At 62.1% G+C, this 17,287-nt stretch carries 16 protein-coding genes; 9 read left to right on the top strand and 7 right to left on the bottom strand.

All coding sequences use genetic code 11. From position 1 onward, the window contains the following. Positions 1 to 34: 34 nt before the first annotated feature. The 8 genes from aroQ to BLS41_RS15165 all read left to right on the top strand — a co-directional run bounded on the left by aroQ (position 35) and on the right by BLS41_RS15165 (position 6,919). Complete coding sequence (gene aroQ, locus BLS41_RS15130; RefSeq protein WP_074765826.1) at positions 35 to 490, top strand: type II 3-dehydroquinate dehydratase; 456 nt, start codon at positions 35 to 37, stop codon at positions 488 to 490. A 70-nt stretch (positions 491 to 560) separates the two neighbouring features. After that, positions 561 to 1,025 carry an acetyl-CoA carboxylase biotin carboxyl carrier protein gene (gene accB, locus BLS41_RS15135; RefSeq protein ID WP_074765828.1) on the top strand — a complete coding sequence of 155 codons (465 nt, stop codon included), beginning with the start codon at positions 561 to 563 and terminating at the stop codon, positions 1,023 to 1,025. Positions 1,026 to 1,151: 126 nt separating this feature from the next. Beyond that, positions 1,152 to 2,519 carry an acetyl-CoA carboxylase biotin carboxylase subunit gene (gene accC, locus BLS41_RS15140; protein ID WP_074765830.1) on the top strand — a complete coding sequence of 456 codons (1,368 nt, stop codon included), beginning with the start codon at positions 1,152 to 1,154 and terminating at the stop codon, positions 2,517 to 2,519. A 3-nt stretch (positions 2,520 to 2,522) separates the two neighbouring features. After that, the gene (gene prmA / locus BLS41_RS15145; protein WP_074765832.1) at positions 2,523 to 3,425 is read left to right on the top strand and encodes a 50S ribosomal protein L11 methyltransferase; all 903 of its coding nucleotides are present in this window, start codon (positions 2,523 to 2,525) and stop codon (positions 3,423 to 3,425) included. A 48-nt stretch (positions 3,426 to 3,473) separates the two neighbouring features. After that, positions 3,474 to 4,814 (top strand): zinc-ribbon and DUF3426 domain-containing protein, encoded by a 1,341-nt coding sequence (locus tag BLS41_RS15150; RefSeq protein WP_074765833.1) that lies wholly within the window; start codon positions 3,474 to 3,476, stop codon positions 4,812 to 4,814. A 73-nt stretch (positions 4,815 to 4,887) separates the two neighbouring features. Further along, positions 4,888 to 5,388, top strand: coding sequence for a thiol peroxidase (tpx, locus tag BLS41_RS15155; protein ID WP_074765835.1), 501 nt, complete (start codon positions 4,888 to 4,890; stop codon positions 5,386 to 5,388). Positions 5,389 to 5,481: 93 nt separating this feature from the next. Then, the gene (locus tag BLS41_RS15160) at positions 5,482 to 6,420 is read left to right on the top strand and encodes a carbohydrate kinase family protein (protein ID WP_074765837.1); all 939 of its coding nucleotides are present in this window, start codon (positions 5,482 to 5,484) and stop codon (positions 6,418 to 6,420) included. 22 nt (positions 6,421 to 6,442) lie between these two features. Further along, positions 6,443 to 6,919 (top strand): outer membrane lipoprotein, encoded by a 477-nt coding sequence (locus BLS41_RS15165; protein ID WP_074765838.1) that lies wholly within the window; start codon positions 6,443 to 6,445, stop codon positions 6,917 to 6,919. Positions 6,920 to 7,286: 367 nt separating this feature from the next. Here BLS41_RS15165 and BLS41_RS15170 read toward each other — a convergent pair whose 3' ends face one another. The 7 genes from BLS41_RS15170 to BLS41_RS15200 form a co-directional block, all read right to left on the bottom strand. Next, positions 7,287 to 7,988 (bottom strand): histone H1-like DNA-binding protein, encoded by a 702-nt coding sequence (locus BLS41_RS15170; protein ID WP_074765840.1) that lies wholly within the window; start codon positions 7,986 to 7,988, stop codon positions 7,287 to 7,289. Positions 7,989 to 8,018: 30 nt separating this feature from the next. Beyond that, on the bottom strand, positions 8,019 to 8,345 hold the full coding sequence (locus BLS41_RS15175; RefSeq protein WP_074765841.1) for a hypothetical protein: 327 nt from the start codon (positions 8,343 to 8,345) through the stop codon (positions 8,019 to 8,021). Between the two features lie 85 nt (positions 8,346 to 8,430). Beyond that, a complete protein-coding gene (locus BLS41_RS15180; protein ID WP_074766576.1) occupies positions 8,431 to 9,663 on the bottom strand; it encodes a ribonucleotide-diphosphate reductase subunit beta in 1,233 nt (410 codons plus the stop codon). Between the two features lie 692 nt (positions 9,664 to 10,355). Next, entirely contained in the window at positions 10,356 to 13,361 is a 3,006-nt protein-coding gene (locus tag BLS41_RS15185; protein ID WP_074765842.1) for a ribonucleoside-diphosphate reductase subunit alpha, read from the bottom strand. A gap of 530 nt (positions 13,362 to 13,891) precedes the next feature. Continuing rightward, the gene (gene ampD, locus BLS41_RS15190; RefSeq protein WP_074765844.1) at positions 13,892 to 14,488 is read right to left on the bottom strand and encodes a 1,6-anhydro-N-acetylmuramyl-L-alanine amidase AmpD; all 597 of its coding nucleotides are present in this window, start codon (positions 14,486 to 14,488) and stop codon (positions 13,892 to 13,894) included. Further along, entirely contained in the window at positions 14,485 to 14,805 is a 321-nt protein-coding gene (locus BLS41_RS15195) for a PP0621 family protein (RefSeq protein WP_074765846.1), read from the bottom strand. Before BLS41_RS15195 ends, ampD begins: the two co-directional genes overlap by 4 nt. Positions 14,806 to 14,815: 10 nt before the next feature. Beyond that, positions 14,816 to 15,742, bottom strand: a complete 927-nt coding sequence (locus tag BLS41_RS15200; RefSeq protein ID WP_074765847.1) for a cytochrome C assembly family protein — start codon at positions 15,740 to 15,742, stop codon at positions 14,816 to 14,818. Between the two features lie 83 nt (positions 15,743 to 15,825). Between BLS41_RS15200 and ffh the strand changes: the two genes are divergently transcribed. Next, on the top strand, positions 15,826 to 17,193 hold the full coding sequence (gene ffh / locus BLS41_RS15205; protein WP_074765849.1) for a signal recognition particle protein: 1,368 nt from the start codon (positions 15,826 to 15,828) through the stop codon (positions 17,191 to 17,193). Positions 17,194 to 17,287 lie beyond the last annotated feature (94 nt).

Below are 17,287 nucleotides of genomic sequence, written 5' to 3' on the forward strand. Positions count from 1 at the left end.
AAGTGCGCCCAATTCCACGGAAAAAGAAGCGACCATGACGCGACTGCTGGTACTGCACGGACCCAACCTCAACCTTCTCGGCACCCGGGAACCCGAGGTCTACGGTCGCGTGACCTTGCCGCAGATCGATCAGGCGCTGGCGGACCGCGCAGCGGACGCAGGCGTCGAACTGGCGTCGTTCCAGAGTAACCACGAAGGCGCTCTGGTCGATCGCATCCAATCCGCCCGGACTGAACAAACCGATTTCATACTGATCAATCCCGCCGCGTACACGCACACCAGCGTGGCCATTCGGGACGCACTGGCGGGGGTCGGCATCCCGTTCGTCGAGATTCATCTGTCGAACGTGCATCGTCGCGAACCGTTCCGGCATCACTCGTATTTCTCCGACCAGGCTGAGGGCGTGATTTGCGGCCTCGGCTGGAAGGGATATATGTACGCGCTCGAATTCGCGCTCGACCGGCTCGCCGCCGGCTCGTCGCGCGGCTGAATCCAAACACGACTAATTTGAGCCGGCTCTCGCAAGCGCCGGCACTTTTTGCATTGAAAGGGGCTTCCTGATGGATCTTCGTAAACTGAAAACTCTGATCGACCTCGTCTCGGAGTCCGGTATTTCCGAACTCGAAGTGACCGAGGGCGAAGGCAAGGTGCGTATCGTCAAGAACGCGCCGCCGGTTTACGTCCAGCCGTCCGCCTCGTACGCGCCGCAATACGCGCAACCGGCCCCGCCGATGGGCGGCGAAGCGCCGGCTGCTGCGGCTCCGGCTACTCCGGCTGTCGCCGCGCCGCAAGGCCACGTGGTGACCTCGCCGATGGTCGGCACGTTCTACCGCGCGCCGTCGCCAGGCGCGGAGCCGTTCGTCCAGGTGGGCGACACGGTCAAGGAAGGCCAGACGATCTGCATCATCGAAGCGATGAAGCTGCTCAACGAAATCGAGTCGGACAAGTCCGGCGTGGTGAAGGAAATCCTCGTCGAAAACGGCCAGGCGGTCGAGTACGGCCAACCGTTGTTCGTGGTCGGCTAACGCGGCACGCTTTGCGCTTTTTGCGCCTGCCGCCCGCGTGCCCGCTGTCCGGGGTGCGCGACCGATCCTCAGAGGCAGCCGGTGTTGCATTCAACCCGGCGCCCATTGATGAGTCGAAAAACCGCTATGTTTGAAAAAATTCTCATTGCCAATCGTGGCGAGATCGCGCTTCGTATCCAGCGCGCCTGCCGCGAACTCGGCGTCAAGACGGTTGTCGTCTATTCAGAAGCCGATAAAGAAGCCAAGTACGTAAAGCTCGCCGACGAGGCGGTCTGTATCGGCCCGGCTCCGTCGAATCTGAGCTATCTGAACATGCCCGCGCTGATCAGCGCGGCTGAAGTGACCGACGCCGAAGCAATTCACCCCGGCTACGGCTTCCTGTCGGAGAACGCCGACTTCGCCGAGCGTGTCGAGCAGTCGGGCTTCACCTTCATCGGCCCGCGCCCGGAAACCATCCGCATGATGGGCGACAAGGTCACGGCCAAGCAGACCATGATCAAAACCGGCGTGCCTTGCGTGCCGGGTTCGGAAGGCGCGTTGCCGGAAGATCCGAAAGAGATCGTGAAGATTGCCCGCCAGGTCGGCTATCCGGTCATCATCAAGGCCGCCGGCGGCGGTGGTGGCCGCGGCATGCGCGTGGTCCACACGGAAGCGGCGCTGGTCAACGCGGTCAACATGACGCGCGAAGAAGCCGGCCGTGCGTTCGGCAACCCGCAGGTCTACATGGAGAAATTCCTGGAGAACCCGCGGCACATCGAAATCCAGATTCTGGCCGACTCGTTCAAGAACGCGATCTGGCTCGGCGAGCGCGATTGCTCGATGCAGCGCCGTCACCAGAAGGTGATCGAAGAAGCGCCGGCGCCGGGTATCGCGCGTCGCCTGATCGACCGTATCGGCGATCGTTGCGCGGATGCGTGCAAGAAGATGGGCTATCTTGGCGCGGGTACGTTCGAGTTCCTGTACGAAAACGGCGAGTTCTACTTCATTGAAATGAACACGCGCGTGCAGGTCGAGCATCCGGTGACCGAACTGATTACGGGCGTCGACATCGTTCAGGAACAGATCCGCATCGCGGCTGGCGAGAAGCTCGCCTTCCGTCAGCGCGATATCCAGTTCAAGGGTCATGCGATCGAATGCCGGATCAACGCTGAAGATCCGTTCAAGTTCATTCCGTCGCCGGGCCGTTTGACGTCGTGGCATATGCCGGGCGGCCCCGGCATTCGCGTCGACTCGCATGCCTACAATGGCTATTTCGTGCCGCCGAACTATGATTCGATGATCGGCAAGCTGATCGCTTACGGCGCCACGCGCGAACAGGCGATCAAGCGGATGCGCATCGCGTTGTCGGAAATGGTGGTGGAAGGCATTCAGACCAACATCCCGTTGCACCGCGAACTGATGCTGGACGCGAAGTTCGTCGAAGGCGGCACCAGCATTCACTACCTCGAAAACCGGTTGGCCGCGAAGCTGCAGGCCGCGCCGGAAGAAGCGTAAGTCATGAGCTACCGGGAACTGATCGCCGAGCTGGCACGCGAGCACGCGGAAGAATTCTCCGACGCGTTGCTCGAGTTGGGCGCGTTGTCCGTGTCGGTTGAAGATGCGGACGCCGACACGCCCGACGAACAGCCGTTGTTCGGCGAGCCCGGTCTCACGCCGGATCGCACGGCGTGGCAGCGTTCGCGCGTGATCGCCTTGGTCGCGCCGGAACAGGAGCCTGCCGTGCTGCTGACTGCCGCGGCCAACGAGATTGGTCTGGAGAACGCACCGACGTTCACCGTGCGCGTCGTCGAAGACCAGGATTGGGTGCGGCTCACGCAGTCGCAATTCGATCCGATTCCGATCGGCGAACGCATCTGGGTCGTGCCGTCCTGGCACGACGCGCCGGACCCCGAAGCACTCGTGCTGGAACTGGACCCGGGCCTCGCGTTCGGCACCGGCAGCCATCCGACTACGCGGCTGTGCATGGAATGGCTCGAGCAATCGGTCAAGCCGGAACAGTCGGTGCTCGATTACGGTTGCGGCTCCGGCATCCTCGCGATCCTCGCGAAGAAGTGCGGCGCGAATCCGGTGTACGGCATCGATATCGACCCGCAAGCGGTCGAATCGGCGCGTCACAACAGCGAGCGTAATCGCGCTGACGTCACGTATGGTTTGCCTGACGAATGCCCGGCCGGCGAGTTCGATATCGTGGTCGCCAATATCCTGTCGAATCCGCTCAAACTGATGGCGTCGATGCTGGTGTCGAAGGTCAAACCGGGTGGACGAATCGCACTGTCCGGCATCCTGGCGCGCCAGGCCGACGAAGTCGCGCAGGTCTACGCGCAGTGGATCGATATCGGCGTATGGCGCGAACACGAAGGTTGGATATGTCTAACGGGAACGCGCCGCGAAAGCCATTAGAATAAGGCGTATTGTCAAACCACCGGCCTTCTGGCTTACCGGCTCAATATGCTCCTGGCGACGCGTTGCCCCTTTTGTGAAACCGTCTTTCGCCTGCAACCGGCGCAGCTCGCGCTGCGCCGCGGTCTTGTACGCTGCGGGCATTGCCAGGAAGTGTTCGATGCGTCGAGCAGCCTGTTCGATGTAACCGAAGGCGGCGACTTCTCCACCGCCAAACCGGTCGCCGCAGCCGCGGCGATCGAAGCGCTTTCCGGCGTCCGTCCGAAAGGTCCTGACTTCAGCGCCGAAGCGTGGGACCCCTGGGCTCCCGCCACCGACGCCGCGATCGACAACCGTCTGCGGCACAACGCCGGCAACCTCCCGCTCTCGCCTGTTTCCACCGACGCGGGCGTTGCCGTCACCCCGCGCCATGCTACTGAGCCGGAACTGCCGGCCAGCGCTTTCACTACACCTCCGCCCGCCGACGAAGAACCGGTACTGGCAGATGCACCGCTCGACCCCTTCGCCTATCCGGCCGACGAAGAGCCGCCCGCAGAGCCGTCCATCGACGAAGCGCCGCGTGTCTGGCACCGGACCGAGCGTCCTTCAGAAACGCCACCGGATGAGCCTTTGCTGAACCCGTCCGCGACATTCCACGGCATTGCCGATAACGAACCGCATTTCGGTGCTGCGGCCGCAGCCACTGCGGCTGAAATGGGTGGAGCGACAGCCTTCGGCGCCGCAGCTGCCGGTCTGGGCCCGACCGATCCCGCCGCGCGTACGGCCGCGTCGGGCGGAAGCGGCGGCAGTGGCGCAGGATTTCCTCCGTCTCCGGTTGCAGCCGGCGGCGAGCCCTTCTCCGTCAACCCGGTGAACGACGGCGACGATCCGTTCCCCGTGGTGCGCGAAACCCGTCCCGCCAAACCCCGTCGGATGGGCTGGGCGATTGCCGGCTCGGTGCTGCTCGTTCTGCTGCTCCTCGCTCTGCTCGTGCAACTCGCGTGGTGGCAGCGCGAAACAGTGCTTGTGTATGTTCCGCGTTCGCAGGCGCTCTACGTGAAAGTCTGCTCGGAGCTAGGCTGCCAGATCACGCCGCCGCATAACATCGAAGGATTGCTGGTCGAGCCGTCCGATCTGCGGCAGATCGACGGCCCGCACAAGCTCGAACTGAAGATGCCGCTGCACAACCGTCTCAACATCGCGCTCGCGTATCCGGCCATCGAACTCACCCTTCTCGACGACCAGAACAACGTAGCGATCCGGCGCGTGCTGTGGCCGCAAGACTATGTGCCGCCCGGCACGCTGATCGCGGCGGGTCTGCCAGCGCATGCCACGCAAACCATGATCGTGCATCTCGACACGGGCGCCGCGGTCGCTTCCAATTTCCGCGTACAGATTTTTTATCCGTAACGCATCCTCGCGCGCCCGGCGACGACCGGGCGCGTTCACCGTCATTCCTGACGAATTTTCGGAGCACATCAACATGAGCCAAGTCACGCTGGGTGGTAACCCGATCGAAGTAGCCGGCACGTTCCCGTCGGTTGGCAGCAGCGCCCCTGCTTTCTCCCTGGTGGGTAAGGATCTGAAGCCGCTGTCGCTCGCCGATTTCGCCGGCAAGCGCAAAGTGCTGAACATCGTGCCGAGCCTCGACACGCCGACCTGCGCAACGTCGACCCGCAAGTTCAACGAAGCCGCTGCGAAGCTGACCAACACGGCTGTCATCGTCGTGTCGGGCGACCTGCCGTTCGCGGCATCGCGCTTCTGCACGACCGAAGGCATCGAGAACGTCGTCACGGCCTCCACGTTCCGCGGCCACGAGTTCGCGCAGGCGTACGGCGTCGACGTGACGAGCGGCCCGCTGACCGGCCTGACGGCGCGCGCCGTCGTGGTCGTCGACGAAAACGACAAGGTCGTGCACGCTGAGCTCGTCAGCGAAATCAAGAACGAACCGAATTACGACGCAGCACTCGCCGCGCTCAAGTAAGCCCTTCCGGGCGAACGCGGCGCCGCGCTTCGCGTGCGGCGCCGCCTGATCGCCACTCTTTTCCCTTCATTGTTTTTTACAGGAACGTTCGCCTTGGCTACGCTCATTTGCGGCTCGCTCGCCTACGACAACATCATGACTTTCGAGGGCCGCTTCCGGGAGCACATCCTGCCGGATCAGGTCCACATCCTGAACGTGAGCTTTCTCGTACCGACCATGCGCCGCGAATTCGGCGGCTGCGCGGGCAACATCGCCTACTCGCTGAAGCTGCTGGGCGGCGACGCGCGCATCATGGGCACGCTCGGCTCGGTCGACGCGCAGCCGTACATGGACCGCTTCGAGAAACTCGGCCTGTCGACGGAAAGCGTGCTGGTCGTGCCCGACACCCACACGGCGCAGGCAATGATCACCACCGACCTGGAAAACAATCAGATCGCCGCGTTCCACCCGGGCGCGATGATGCAGTCGCATCTGAACCGCGCCGACGAAGCGAAGGGCATCACGCTCGGCATCGTCGCGCCGGACGGCTACGACGGCATGATTCAGCATTCCGAACATCTGGCGGCGGCTGGCATCCCGTTCATCTTCGACGTAGGCCAGGGCTTGCCTCTATTCGACGGCGACACGCTGCGGCGCATGATTGAACTTGCCACGTATGTAGCTGTCAACGATTACGAAGCCAAGCTGGTGAGCAACAAGACCGGCTGGTCGATCGAAGAGATCGCCGGCAAGGTCGACGCGCTGATCATCACGCTCGGCGAGCAAGGCGCACAGATCCATCACGCCGACGGCATCGAAGAGATTCCGGTAGTGAAAGCGAAGCAGGTGCTCGATCCGACAGGTTGCGGTGACGCGTTCCGCGGCGGTCTGCTGTACGGCATCGAGAACAAGCTCGGCTGGGCGACCACGGGCCGTCTTGCGAGTCTGATGGGTGCGTTGAAGATCGAGCAACAGGGGCCGCAAAATTACGCGCCCACCCGGGCGGAGATCAACGAACGGTTCAAGCAGGCGTTCGGATACGACCTGCCGTGAGCTGAGCAATGGGAGCGAAGTAATGAGAACGACGAGTCGCCTGATAGTAGCCACCCTGATTGCCGGTTCAGTGGCCATGACGGGGTGCGCGGTTAACAGTAGTTCTCCCGACGTCTTCACTTCGTCGCAGGCACAGCGCGAACAGACGGTGCGTATGGGCACCGTCGACAGCGTGCGCATGGTGCGAATCAGCACCAACAACGGCCAGCCTAGCGGGCTGGGCGCGGTTGGCGGCGGTGCGCTTGGTGCGCTGGCGGGCAGTTCGATCGGCGGCGGCCGCGGCTCGGTGGCCACGGGCATCATCGGCGGTATCGGCGGTGCGGTCGCGGGTAACGCGATCGAGAACAACGTCGCGATGCGCGACGGCCTCGAAATTACCGTGCGGCTCGACAATGGCGACCTTCGCGCGATTACCCAAACCGCCACCGGCGAAACCTTCCGTGCCGGCGACCGTGTGCGGATTCTGTCGAGCGGCGGCGTCTCGCGTGTCACGCGATAGTCGCGCGCAGATCACGCTCTAACCATTTCCCCTCTCGCGCGGCCGGCTGAAACGCCACCGCGACGACCTCAGACGCATGCCCTCCCCTGTGCATGCGTCTTTTTTCGTCTGCAGGTTTTGTGCGCTCTGCACTCTTCGCGCTTTGTCCGCGCGCCTGCAACTCGATCCTTCCTGAACAACATGCGTCGTCGCGATATATGACGCCTGACGCTATGTAAGCACCGCGCAAAAAAAATCCCGTCGCCGGAAACCAGCAACGGGATCATGACCGGGTAGCGCTCGCTAAGACGGGAGTGCTACCCGGTCATCGGACACATCGTGCGACGTGTCGAACTACTTCTACTGCTAACTACTGCCTGACTAAGGCTTACGGACGGCTGCCCGTCGGGAACGGCCATGCCGCTGCCGGGTTCAGCGCGGTCTTCACCGTTGCTGCCGGTGCGCTCGAGACAGAAGTCGCAGCGGGTGCAGGCGCAGCCTTCTTGGCAACAGCCTTCTTCGCAGGTGCAGCCTTCTTGGCAGGTGCAGCAGCCTTCTTCGCCGGAGCAGCAGCTTTCTTCGCGGGAGCAGCAGCCTTCTTCGCAGCAGGAGCCTTCTTTGCAGCAGGAGCCTTTTTCGCAGCGGGCGCAGCCTTCTTCGCAGCAGCCTTTTTCGCAGGCGCAGCCTTCTTGGCAGCAGCCTTCTTGGCCGGTGCTGCCTTCTTAGCCGGTGCTGCCTTCTTCGCTGCAGCCTTCTTTGCCGGCGCTGCCTTCTTCGCCGCAACCTTCTTCACTGCAACTTTCTTTGCAGCGACTTTCTTCGCCGGAGCGGCCTTCTTGGCCGGTGCTGCCTTCTTCGCCGCGACCTTCTTCACTGCGACTTTCTTGGCTGCAACCTTCTTAGCCGGAGCAGCTTTCTGCGCTGCAACCTTCTTCGCCGGTGCTGCCTTCTTTGCTGCAACCTTCTTCACTGCGACTTTCTTGGCAGCGACTTTCTTAGCCGGAGCGGCCTTCTTTGCCGGCGCAGCTTTCTTAGCTACAACCTTCTTCGCTGCGGGCTTCTTAGCGGCGGCTTTCTTTGCAGTTGCCATCATTTTCTCCTTCAGGTTTTCAGATGAGAGTCAGTTCAAACTACACCCTTCGTCAAAACCCGCTTCCCGCGGACGCTTCTCAGGGCGCGCGCTACGAAGCGGGCTATTCATCGGCGTACGCAGGTGCCGCGCGCTTACGCTAATGAATGCGGTAAGGCGCGCCGTGCCACAAGGCACCGCGCGCCAGATCTGTTCGGCATCGAATCTCAATGCCGGCAATTGCTTGATCGAGCCGCTGGCGACAACGCCAACGGCTTTTTCCGGGGGGAAGTTTGCCCATCCCACTGAAGGGTCCGCAAAGTGCCAGTCATATTTGTGGGCCGCGAAGGCACGCGACGCACCGGGCAAGCTTTGCATCAGGCGGTTAAGCTCCTAGCCAAAATTGCCGCGGCCGAAGCCGACGGCATCCCCATCGATATTGCGTCTGCGACACGAACCCGGATCACTCCCAGGTCAGCGCGCCGCCAGTTTGATATTCGATCACTCGCGTCTCGAAGAAGTTGCGTTCCTTCTTCAGGTCGATCATCTCGCTCATCCACGGGAACGGGTTTTCCTCGTTCGGGTACAGCGGATCGAGACCGATCTGCTGGCAACGGCGGTTGCAGATGAAGCGCAGATAGCTCTTGAACATCGACGCGTTGAGGCCGAGCACCCCGCGCGGCATCGTGTCTTCTGCGTAACGATATTCAAGTTCGACCGCTTGCTGGAAGATCTCGCGGATTTCCGCGCGGAACTCAGCCGTCCAGAGTTGCGGGTTTTCGAGTTTGATCTGGTTGATCAGGTCGATGCCGAAGTTGCAGTGCATCGACTCGTCGCGCAGGATGTACTGGTACTGTTCCGCCGCGCCGGTCATCTTGTTCTGACGGCCGAGCGCCAGGATTTGTGTAAAGCCGACGTAGAAGAACAGGCCTTCCATCACGCAGGCGAACACGATCAGCGAGCGAAGCAGCGTCTGGTCAGTCTCGAGCGTGCCGGTCTTGAAGCCTGGATCGGTCAGCACGTTGATGTACGGAATCAGGAATTCGTCTTTCGCGCGGATCGAGGCAACCTCGTGATACGCGTTGAAGATTTCGCCTTCGTCGAGACCCAGCGATTCGACGATGTACTGGTAAGCGTGCGTGTGGATCGCCTCTTCGAACGCCTGGCGCAGCAGGAACTGACGGCATTCGGGCGCCGTGATGTGGCGGTAGGTGCCCAGCACGATGTTGTTGGCGGCGAGCGAGTCGGCCGTCACGAAGAAGCCCAAGTTGCGCTTGACGATGCGGCGCTCGTCTTCGGTCAGACCGTTCGGGTCTTTCCAGAGGGCGATGTCGCGCGACATGTTCACTTCTTGCGGCATCCAGTGGTTGGCGCAACCAGCCAGATACTTTTCCCAGGCCCACTTGTATTTGAACGGCACCAACTGATTGACGTCGGTCTGGCCGTTGATGATGCGCTTGTCGGCGACATTGACTCGCGCTTCAGAAACCGCTGCCGTTCCGGCAGCGTGAGCAGCGGCAATGCCTTTTTCGAAAACGTCTTGAGACGCGAAGACGTTTCGGTCCGAGGGAGCATGAGGAGCGGAACGCGTTCCGATTTGCGAACCGACAGCCGGTCCCGCTGCGTTGCGCAACGCATTCTGTTGCGCGCCGCTCGAGGGAGTTACGGCAGTGATCTCGTCATCCCAGTTGAGCATAAATGTCACCATCAATTTAGAACGGTTTGTACCATCTTTTCACGAGCGATAAAAGAGTTCGTTCGCGAAAAATCCTGTTTTCGATTCGCGTTGCTACGTTCATACAACACTTTGTTCAACCTACTGTGTGTGACGCCTCAGATGAAGCGTGTTGAACGTGTGTCGTCGACGTGCTTCGCGAGCTCGAAGAGCAACGTGTCGCGATGACGTTTCGCTGCTCTATCTATCTGTATTGCGGAGCGTGTTCGCAACGTCTTGCGATTGCTGGAGCGTTGCGTTTGCGATGCTCTGCGCGGTGGTCCGCGCTCGCTTCGCAGTTGCTTTGCGTTGCCTGACACATGCCTCGCGTTTGCCTGTTCGTCAGTGGAAGCGAGGTGAAGTTCAATGTCATGTCGAGCGATGCTTGCGGTCGATTCCGTTGATCGACCCACCACTCGAAGCGTTTGCTGAGCGCCCTGTGTCGCGCGCTTGGTAGTGATGCCGGCTGCTGACTGCGTGCTGCTGCTCTGCGTCGCTGATGTCGCTACCGACGATGAACGGCGCGCTTCCAATTCCACTCGCCGTTCATCGTCTTCCCTTCTTCCACTACGACCAACTTTTGCTGATCGTTACCTGCGGGTACTGCTGCGGGTCATTACCTACACCCGTCAGCAAGCAGCGATCCTGCTGCTCGCTGACTGCTTGCCGACAACTTACTGGCAAGCCTCGCACTCTTCGAAACCAGGATCGCCCGGACGCATCATGCAGACCGGACCATCCGCTTCCGGCGCTGCTTCAACCCCGACTGCTGGCGTGGACGCTGAAGCCTGAAAGCCGCCTGCGGCACCACCAACCGCGCCGTTGTTCGTACCGAATCCACCCGCCGCGCCACCTGCTGCACCGCCCGAACCTTCGCTGCCACCTGAGCTCACCGCGTTCAGCGCGCCGTGCGCAACCGTCGACTTCTCGACGTGCGTCGCCGCCATCGTGCGGAGGTAGTACGTAGTCTTCAGACCGCGCACCCATGCGAGCTTGTAGATCTCGTCGAGCTTCTTACCCGACGCACCGCCCATGTAGATGTTCAGCGACTGAGCCTGGTCGATCCACTTCTGACGACGCGACGCAGCTTCCACCAGCCATACCGGATCGAGTTCGAACGCGGTCGCGTAGATCGCGCGCAGGTCGGCCGGAATGCGGTCGATGCGCGACAGCGTGCCGTCGAAGTACTTCAGGTCGGCGACCATCACTTCGTCCCACAGACCGCGTGCTTTCAGGTCGCGCACCAGGTAGTCGTTGACCACCGTGAATTCGCCCGACAGATTCGACTTCACATACAGGTTCTGGAACGTCGGTTCGATACAGGCCGACACGCCGATGATGTTCGAGATCGTCGCCGTCGGCGCGATCGCCACGCAGTTCGAGTTGCGCATGCCGTACTGGGCGATACGCGAACGCAGTTCGGTCCAGTCCATCGATTCGCTCGAATCGACTTCGACGTAACCGCCGCGTGCATCGGCCAGCAGTTTCACCGAGTCTTGCGGGAGGATGCCGCGATCCCACAGCGAGCCGCGGTAGGTGGAGTAACGGCCGCGCTCCTGCGCCAGTTCCGTCGACGCGTAGTAGGCGTAGTAGCAAACCGCTTCCATCGACGTATCGGCGAACTTGACCGCTTCTTCCGACGCGTACGGCGTGCGCAGCAGGTGCAGGCAATCCTGGAAGCCCATGATGCCCATGCCGACCGGACGATGCTTCAGGTTCGAGTTACGTGCCTTGGCGACCGCGTAGTAATTGATGTCGATCACGTTGTCGAGCATGCGCATTGCCACGCTGATGGTGCGCTTCAACTTGTCGTGGTCGAGCACGAGCGTGCCGTCGGCCTGTTCCTTCAGGTGAGCGACGAGGTTCACCGAACCCAGGTTGCAGACGGCGATTTCGGCGTCGCTGGTGTTCAGCGTGATTTCCGTGCACAGGTTCGACGAGTGGACGACACCGACGTGCTGTTGCGGCGAACGCACATTGCACGGATCCTTGAACGTGATCCACGGGTGGCCGGTTTCGAACAGCATGCCCAGCATCTTGCGCCACAGTTGCGCCGCCGGCACCTTCTTGAACAGCTTGATCTCGCCGCGCGCGACCTTCGCTTCGTAAGCCGTGTAAGCCGTTTCGAATTCCGCGCCGAACAGGTCGTGCAGATCCGGGCAGGTGGACGGCGAGAACAGCGTCCAGTCGCCGCCTTCCATCACGCGCTTCATGAACAGGTCGGGAATCCAGTTCGCCGTGTTCATGTCGTGCGTGCGGCGACGGTCGTCGCCCGTGTTCTTACGCAGCTCGAGGAATTCTTCGATGTCCAGGTGCCACGTTTCCAGGTACGCGCACACCGCGCCCTTGCGCTTGCCGCCCTGGTTCACCGCGACTGCCGTGTCGTTGACGACCTTCAGGAACGGTACGACGCCTTGCGACTTGCCGTTGGTGCCCTTGATGTGCGAACCGAGTGCACGCACACGCGTCCAGTCGTTGCCCAGACCGCCGGCGAATTTCGACAGCAGCGCGTTTTCCTTCAGCGCTTCATAGATACCGTCGAGGTCGTCTTCGACCGTCGTCAGGTAGCACGACGACAGTTGCGAGCGATGCGTGCCCGAGTTGAACAGCGTCGGCGTGGACGACATGAAGTCGAAGCTCGACAGGATGTTGTAGAACTCGATGGCGCGCGCTTCGCGGTCGATCTCGTTCAGCGACAGGCCCATTGCGACACGCATAAAGAATGCCTGCGGCATTTCGATGCGGACATTGTCGTGATGCAGGAAGTAGCGGTCATACAGCGTTTGCAGACCGAGGTAGCCGAATTGCAGGTCGCGGCTGTTGTCGAGCGCAGCGCCCAGGCGCTTCAGGTCGAATTGCTGGAGCTTGTCGTCGAGCAGGCCGGCGCCGATACCGCGCTTGATGAACTTCGGGAAGTACTCGGCGTAGCGCTCGGCCATTTCGCCTTGCGTGACTTCTTCTTCGAGGATCTCGCGGCGGATCGTGTGCAGCAGGATGCGCGCGGTGACCTGGCTGTACGCCGGGTCTTTTTCGATCATCGTGCGGGCAGCGAGAATGGCCGAGTCGTAGACCTGCGTCATCGGCACGCCGTCGTACAGGTTCTTCACCGTTTCCGCGATGATCGGGTCGGCGCTCACCGCGTCGCCCAGGTTCGCGCAGGCGGATTCGATCACGTTGCGCAGTGCAACCAGATCGAGCGGACGCGTGACGCCGTTGTCGGTTACGTTCAGACCCGGCGCGCTGGCCGCGACGAGCTCGTCATGACCGCGAGCCTGCGTACGCTTCTCGCGATACAGCACGTAAGCACGCGCGACGTTGTGCTCGCCGCCGCGCATCAGCGCGAGTTCGACCTGGTCCTGAATGTCTTCGATATGGAACGTGCCGCCGTTCGGACGGCTGCGCAGCAGCGCGCGCACCACGCTCGCCGTGAGTTGTTCGACCAGTTCGCGCACACGCGCCGACGCCGCACCTTGACCACCGTTGACGGCCAGAAATGCCTTCGTCACAGCGATGGCGATTTTCGACGGTTCGAACGACACCACGCTGCCGTTACGACGGATCACCTTGTAGTCGGCGTAAGTCGCCTGCGGCGCGAGCGACTGGGCGTCTTGAGCCTGGCCGAACGCCTGGCCAGTCGATGAGCCCTCGTAGCGGGTCGTCGCGTTGTCGGTGGTTTGCATGTGCAAAGCTCCTGGTTCTGGAAATGGTGCGGCGAGTGCCGCGGATTAAAACGAACGCTGCGCAGACATGTACGCAAGCAATGGGGCGCGGGAAAAAGGCCGGCTGGGCCGGGTGGCGGGATGCGACTGCGATGAAGCCTGATTCGAATTGAAAACGGTCTTCATGGTGTGTGTCGCGATCACTTGCTGTGCCCTTTTCCCGAATGTTGCTGGATGACGCCGGAGGTCTCTACCGGCTCCACCACAGGGATATTTCACTGCCTTGGAATGCTTGCGGCGCCATGCTCGGAGAGCGGGGCGCCGCGGACTTATACACTCGGTTATTCACAGAGTTATGCACAGACCACACAAGATATAGTGCACAACCCGGTTTGTGGCACCAAGTATAGTGGAGAATCAAAACAGATCAAATGGTTTTATTTGCTCTGGAAGTCTTGACTTTTCGGATCGCACGGCGCGAAGCGGCCTCCCCGAAGAACACGGCTGCGCCGCGCTTTCGTCGGGTTCTGCGATATCACGCAAAGGGGTGTTTACCGCGTCCCGGAAAACTTGAGATAGGGGAAGTACCGAGCGTCGAGCGTGGTGTCGGCCTGCAGACGCGACCACTCGAAATGGGGTCCGGGATCGGTCTTGCGACCAGGTGCGATGTCCGAGTGACCGGCCAGCGCTTCGACCGGATAGCGCGCCTTCAACGCGCTCACGAGTGCCGCGAGCGTGCGGTATTGCGCCGCGTCGAAGGCAGTGGTGTCGCTGCCTTCCAGCTCGATGCCGATCGAGAAATCATTGCAGCGCTCGCGGCCGAAGAAATTCGACGCGCCCGCATGCCACGCGCGTTCGTTGCACGACACGAACTGTTCGAGCGTGCCGTCGCGAAGAATCACGAAATGCGCGGACACCCGCACGCCGCGCAGATGCGCGTCGTAGTACGGATGCGCGTCGCAGTCGAGCGTGTTCTGGAATAGCTCGGCGATCGCCGTGCCGCCGAACTCATTGGGCGGCAGGCTGATGTTGTGGACCACGACCAGCGTCGGCACGACCCCTTCGGGCCGCGCTTCAAAATTCGGCGATGGCAGTTTGCGTGCGGCGGCGACCCAACCGTCTGCATCGACGGTGAATTCGACCCTCATCGAGCGTCGCGGCCCGACGGACGCGCGCCGTGACGTTGCGCATGCGCGGCGCTGCAGAACGGCTGGCCGGCTACCACAACGGAGTCGCTCTTCGGCGCATGCACGCCGCACTCGACGCAACGGATCATCGGCTCGGCGAGCTTCGGTGCTTCCGCCGGACGCGCGCCGCCATTTGCACCTTTGGCACCCGCGCCGTTCGCATTGTTCGCGCCGGCGCTCCCGGTGCGTTGCGCGGATTGTGCGTCATGACGACGCAGTGCCTTCACCAGCCATTGGCCGACGATAAACAGGAGGATCAGCAGAAAAATTTGTCGCATGGGGACACGCTCACACTACAGCACGGTGCAACAGCACCTCGAAAACAAAACGGCTGCCGACGTACGCCAGCAACAGCGCGACGAACGACGCCAGCACCCAGCGCAATGCCGCACGGCCGCGCCAGCCGGATACCTTGCGCGCAGTCAGCAGCGCGCCGAACATGACCCACGAAAGAATCGCGAACACGGTCTTGTGATCGAGCCGCAACGCGCGGTCGACCAGTTGCTCGCTGAACAGGATGCCCGATACGAGCGTCAACGTCAGCAGAACAAAACCTGCGCCGATCAGACGGAACAGCAGTTTCTCCAGCGTCAGCAGCGGCGGCAGCGTATCGAGCCAGCTCGACAGCCAGCCGTTGCTCGCGGCGGCCACGTTTCGTTGCGCGAGCCCCCCGCGCATGGCATGCAGACGACGCTCGACCAGCAGCATCAGGATTGCGTGCAGCGCCGCGATCGCGAACAGACCATACGCGATGTTGGCGATCAGGAAGTGCAGCTTGAACATCGGCGCGGCCGAATACGGCAACACGCGGACGCCGCCGAACGCGAGCGGCATCAGCGAGGCGATGCAGGCGAGCGGCAACACCAGCAGACGCAAGCCGTCGAGCGGAAAGAAAAAGCTCTCGATCCAGTAGATGCCCGAGCCGAGCCAGAACATCGCCGACAGCGCGAACGCGAAGCCGAACACCATCGCGTTCTGCGGAAAGATGGTGGTGTGCAGCAGCACGCCATGCGCAAGCAGCGCGACGAATAGCAACGCGCGTCCCGGCGTGCTCATGCCCGACGCCGCGGAAACCGATGTCGGGTCCGTCGCGGCGGGCACCGGCGGCACGCTCTCGAGCATGGGGCGCACGGCGGCGTGCCGGTGCGAGCGCCAGCCAGCCACGGCGAGACCGCCATAGAGGAGCGCAGTGAGGGCATACAGTACAATATCCATATTCGAAGTTTACACTAGGCCCCTACTCCACGACGTCTCCTCGTCGCGTGCTGCGCGGGCCGCACCACCGTTCATCGCTCCCCATGCTCGACAATCTGACTCAACGGATGGCGCGCGTCGTCAAGACGCTGCGCGGCGAAGCCCGGCTCACCGAGGCGAACACCCAGGAAATGCTGCGCGAAGTTCGCCTCGCGCTCCTCGAGGCCGACGTGGCGCTGCCCGTCGTGCGCGAGTTCATCGCCAAGGTGAAGGAAAAGGCCCTCGGTGAGGAAGTCATCAGCAGCCTGTCGCCGGGTCAGGCGCTGGTCGGCGTGGTGCAGCGCGAGCTGACCGCGGTGATCGGTGGCGACTACGAAGGCAAGGCCGTCGAACTGAATCTCGCCGTCACGCCGCCGGCCGTCATCCTGATGGCGGGTCTGCAAGGCGCCGGTAAGACGACCACGGTCGGCAAGCTCGCGAAGCTGCTGCGCGAAAAGTACAAGAAGAAGGTTCTGACCGTTTCGTGCGACGTCTACCGCCCCGCTGCTATCGCGCAGTTGAAGACGGTGACCGAGCAGGTCGGCGCAGACTTCTTCCCGTCGGAACCCGATCAGAAGCCGGTCGACATCGCGCGCGCCGCGGTGGATTGGGCCAAGCGCCACTACCACGACGTGCTGCTGGTCGACACGGCCGGCCGTCTCGGTATCGACGAAGCGATGATGGCGGAAATCACCGCGCTGCACGGCGAACTGAAGCCGGCGGAAACGCTGTTCGTGGTCGACGCGATGCTCGGTCAGGACGCGGTCAACACCGCGAAAGCGTTTAGCGACGCGCTGCCGCTCACCGGCGTGGTCCTCACCAAGCTCGACGGCGATTCGCGTGGTGGCGCGGCGCTTTCCGTGCGTCACGTGACGGGCAAGCCGATCAAGTTCGTCGGTGTCGCCGAAAAGCTCGACGGTCTCGAGATTTTCTACCCGGACCGGATGGCGAACCGGATTCTTGGCATGGGCGACATTCTCGCCCTCGTCGAAGAAGCGCAGAAGGGCGTCGACGTCCAGGCCGCGCAGAAGCTCGCCGACAAGGTCAAGAAAGGCGGCGACTTCGATCTGAACGATTTCCGCGCGCAACTCACGCAAATGAAGGGCATGGGCGGTCTGTCGTCGCTGATGGACAAGCTGCCCGCGCAATTCCAGCAAGCCGCCGCCGGTGCCGACATGGGCCAGGCCGAAAAGCAGATGCGCCGCATGGAAGGCATCATCAATTCGATGACGCCACTCGAGCGCGCGAAGCCCGATCTGATCAAGGCCACCCGCAAGCGCCGTATCGCTGCGGGCGCGGGCGTGCAGGTGCAGGAAGTCAACCGCATGCTGAACCAGTACGACCAGATGCGCACCATGATGAAAAAGCTCAAGGGCGGCAATCTGCAGAAGATGATGCGCGGCATGAAGGGCATGTTGCCCGGCATGCGCTAAGCTTGAACAGGATGGCGGACGCGCGTTCTGGTAGATGCATCACGGAACGCGCGGCAACTTTCAGATTCATGCGGGTTTGTTCTGTACCGCGTGC

It is taken from the genome of Paraburkholderia fungorum, from assembly GCF_900099835.1.
Lineage (GTDB): Bacteria > Pseudomonadota > Gammaproteobacteria > Burkholderiales > Burkholderiaceae > Paraburkholderia > Paraburkholderia fungorum_A.

Excerpts from the sequence above, each read along its gene's own strand:
- prmA (WP_074765832.1), top strand. The coding sequence starts at position 2,523 with ATGAGCTACCGGGAACTGATCGCCGAGCTGGCACGCGAGCACGCGGAA.
- BLS41_RS15175 (WP_074765841.1), bottom strand. The coding sequence starts at position 8,345 with ATGCAAAGCTTGCCCGGTGCGTCGCGTGCCTTCGCGGCCCACAAATAT.
- BLS41_RS15185 (WP_074765842.1), bottom strand. The coding sequence starts at position 13,361 with ATGCAAACCACCGACAACGCGACGACCCGCTACGAGGGCTCATCGACT.
- BLS41_RS15170 (WP_074765840.1), bottom strand. The coding sequence starts at position 7,988 with ATGGCAACTGCAAAGAAAGCCGCCGCTAAGAAGCCCGCAGCGAAGAAG.
- tpx (WP_074765835.1), top strand. The coding sequence starts at position 4,888 with ATGAGCCAAGTCACGCTGGGTGGTAACCCGATCGAAGTAGCCGGCACG.
- BLS41_RS15180 (WP_074766576.1), bottom strand. The coding sequence starts at position 9,663 with ATGCTCAACTGGGATGACGAGATCACTGCCGTAACTCCCTCGAGCGGC.
- BLS41_RS15165 (WP_074765838.1), top strand. The coding sequence starts at position 6,443 with ATGAGAACGACGAGTCGCCTGATAGTAGCCACCCTGATTGCCGGTTCA.
- aroQ (WP_074765826.1), top strand. The coding sequence starts at position 35 with ATGACGCGACTGCTGGTACTGCACGGACCCAACCTCAACCTTCTCGGC.
- accB (WP_074765828.1), top strand. The coding sequence starts at position 561 with ATGGATCTTCGTAAACTGAAAACTCTGATCGACCTCGTCTCGGAGTCC.
- BLS41_RS15150 (WP_074765833.1), top strand. The coding sequence starts at position 3,474 with ATGCTCCTGGCGACGCGTTGCCCCTTTTGTGAAACCGTCTTTCGCCTG.
- ampD (WP_074765844.1), bottom strand. The coding sequence starts at position 14,488 with ATGAGGGTCGAATTCACCGTCGATGCAGACGGTTGGGTCGCCGCCGCA.
- ffh (WP_074765849.1), top strand. The coding sequence starts at position 15,826 with ATGCTCGACAATCTGACTCAACGGATGGCGCGCGTCGTCAAGACGCTG.
- BLS41_RS15200 (WP_074765847.1), bottom strand. The coding sequence starts at position 15,742 with ATGGATATTGTACTGTATGCCCTCACTGCGCTCCTCTATGGCGGTCTC.
- BLS41_RS15195 (WP_074765846.1), bottom strand. The coding sequence starts at position 14,805 with ATGCGACAAATTTTTCTGCTGATCCTCCTGTTTATCGTCGGCCAATGG.
- accC (WP_074765830.1), top strand. The coding sequence starts at position 1,152 with ATGTTTGAAAAAATTCTCATTGCCAATCGTGGCGAGATCGCGCTTCGT.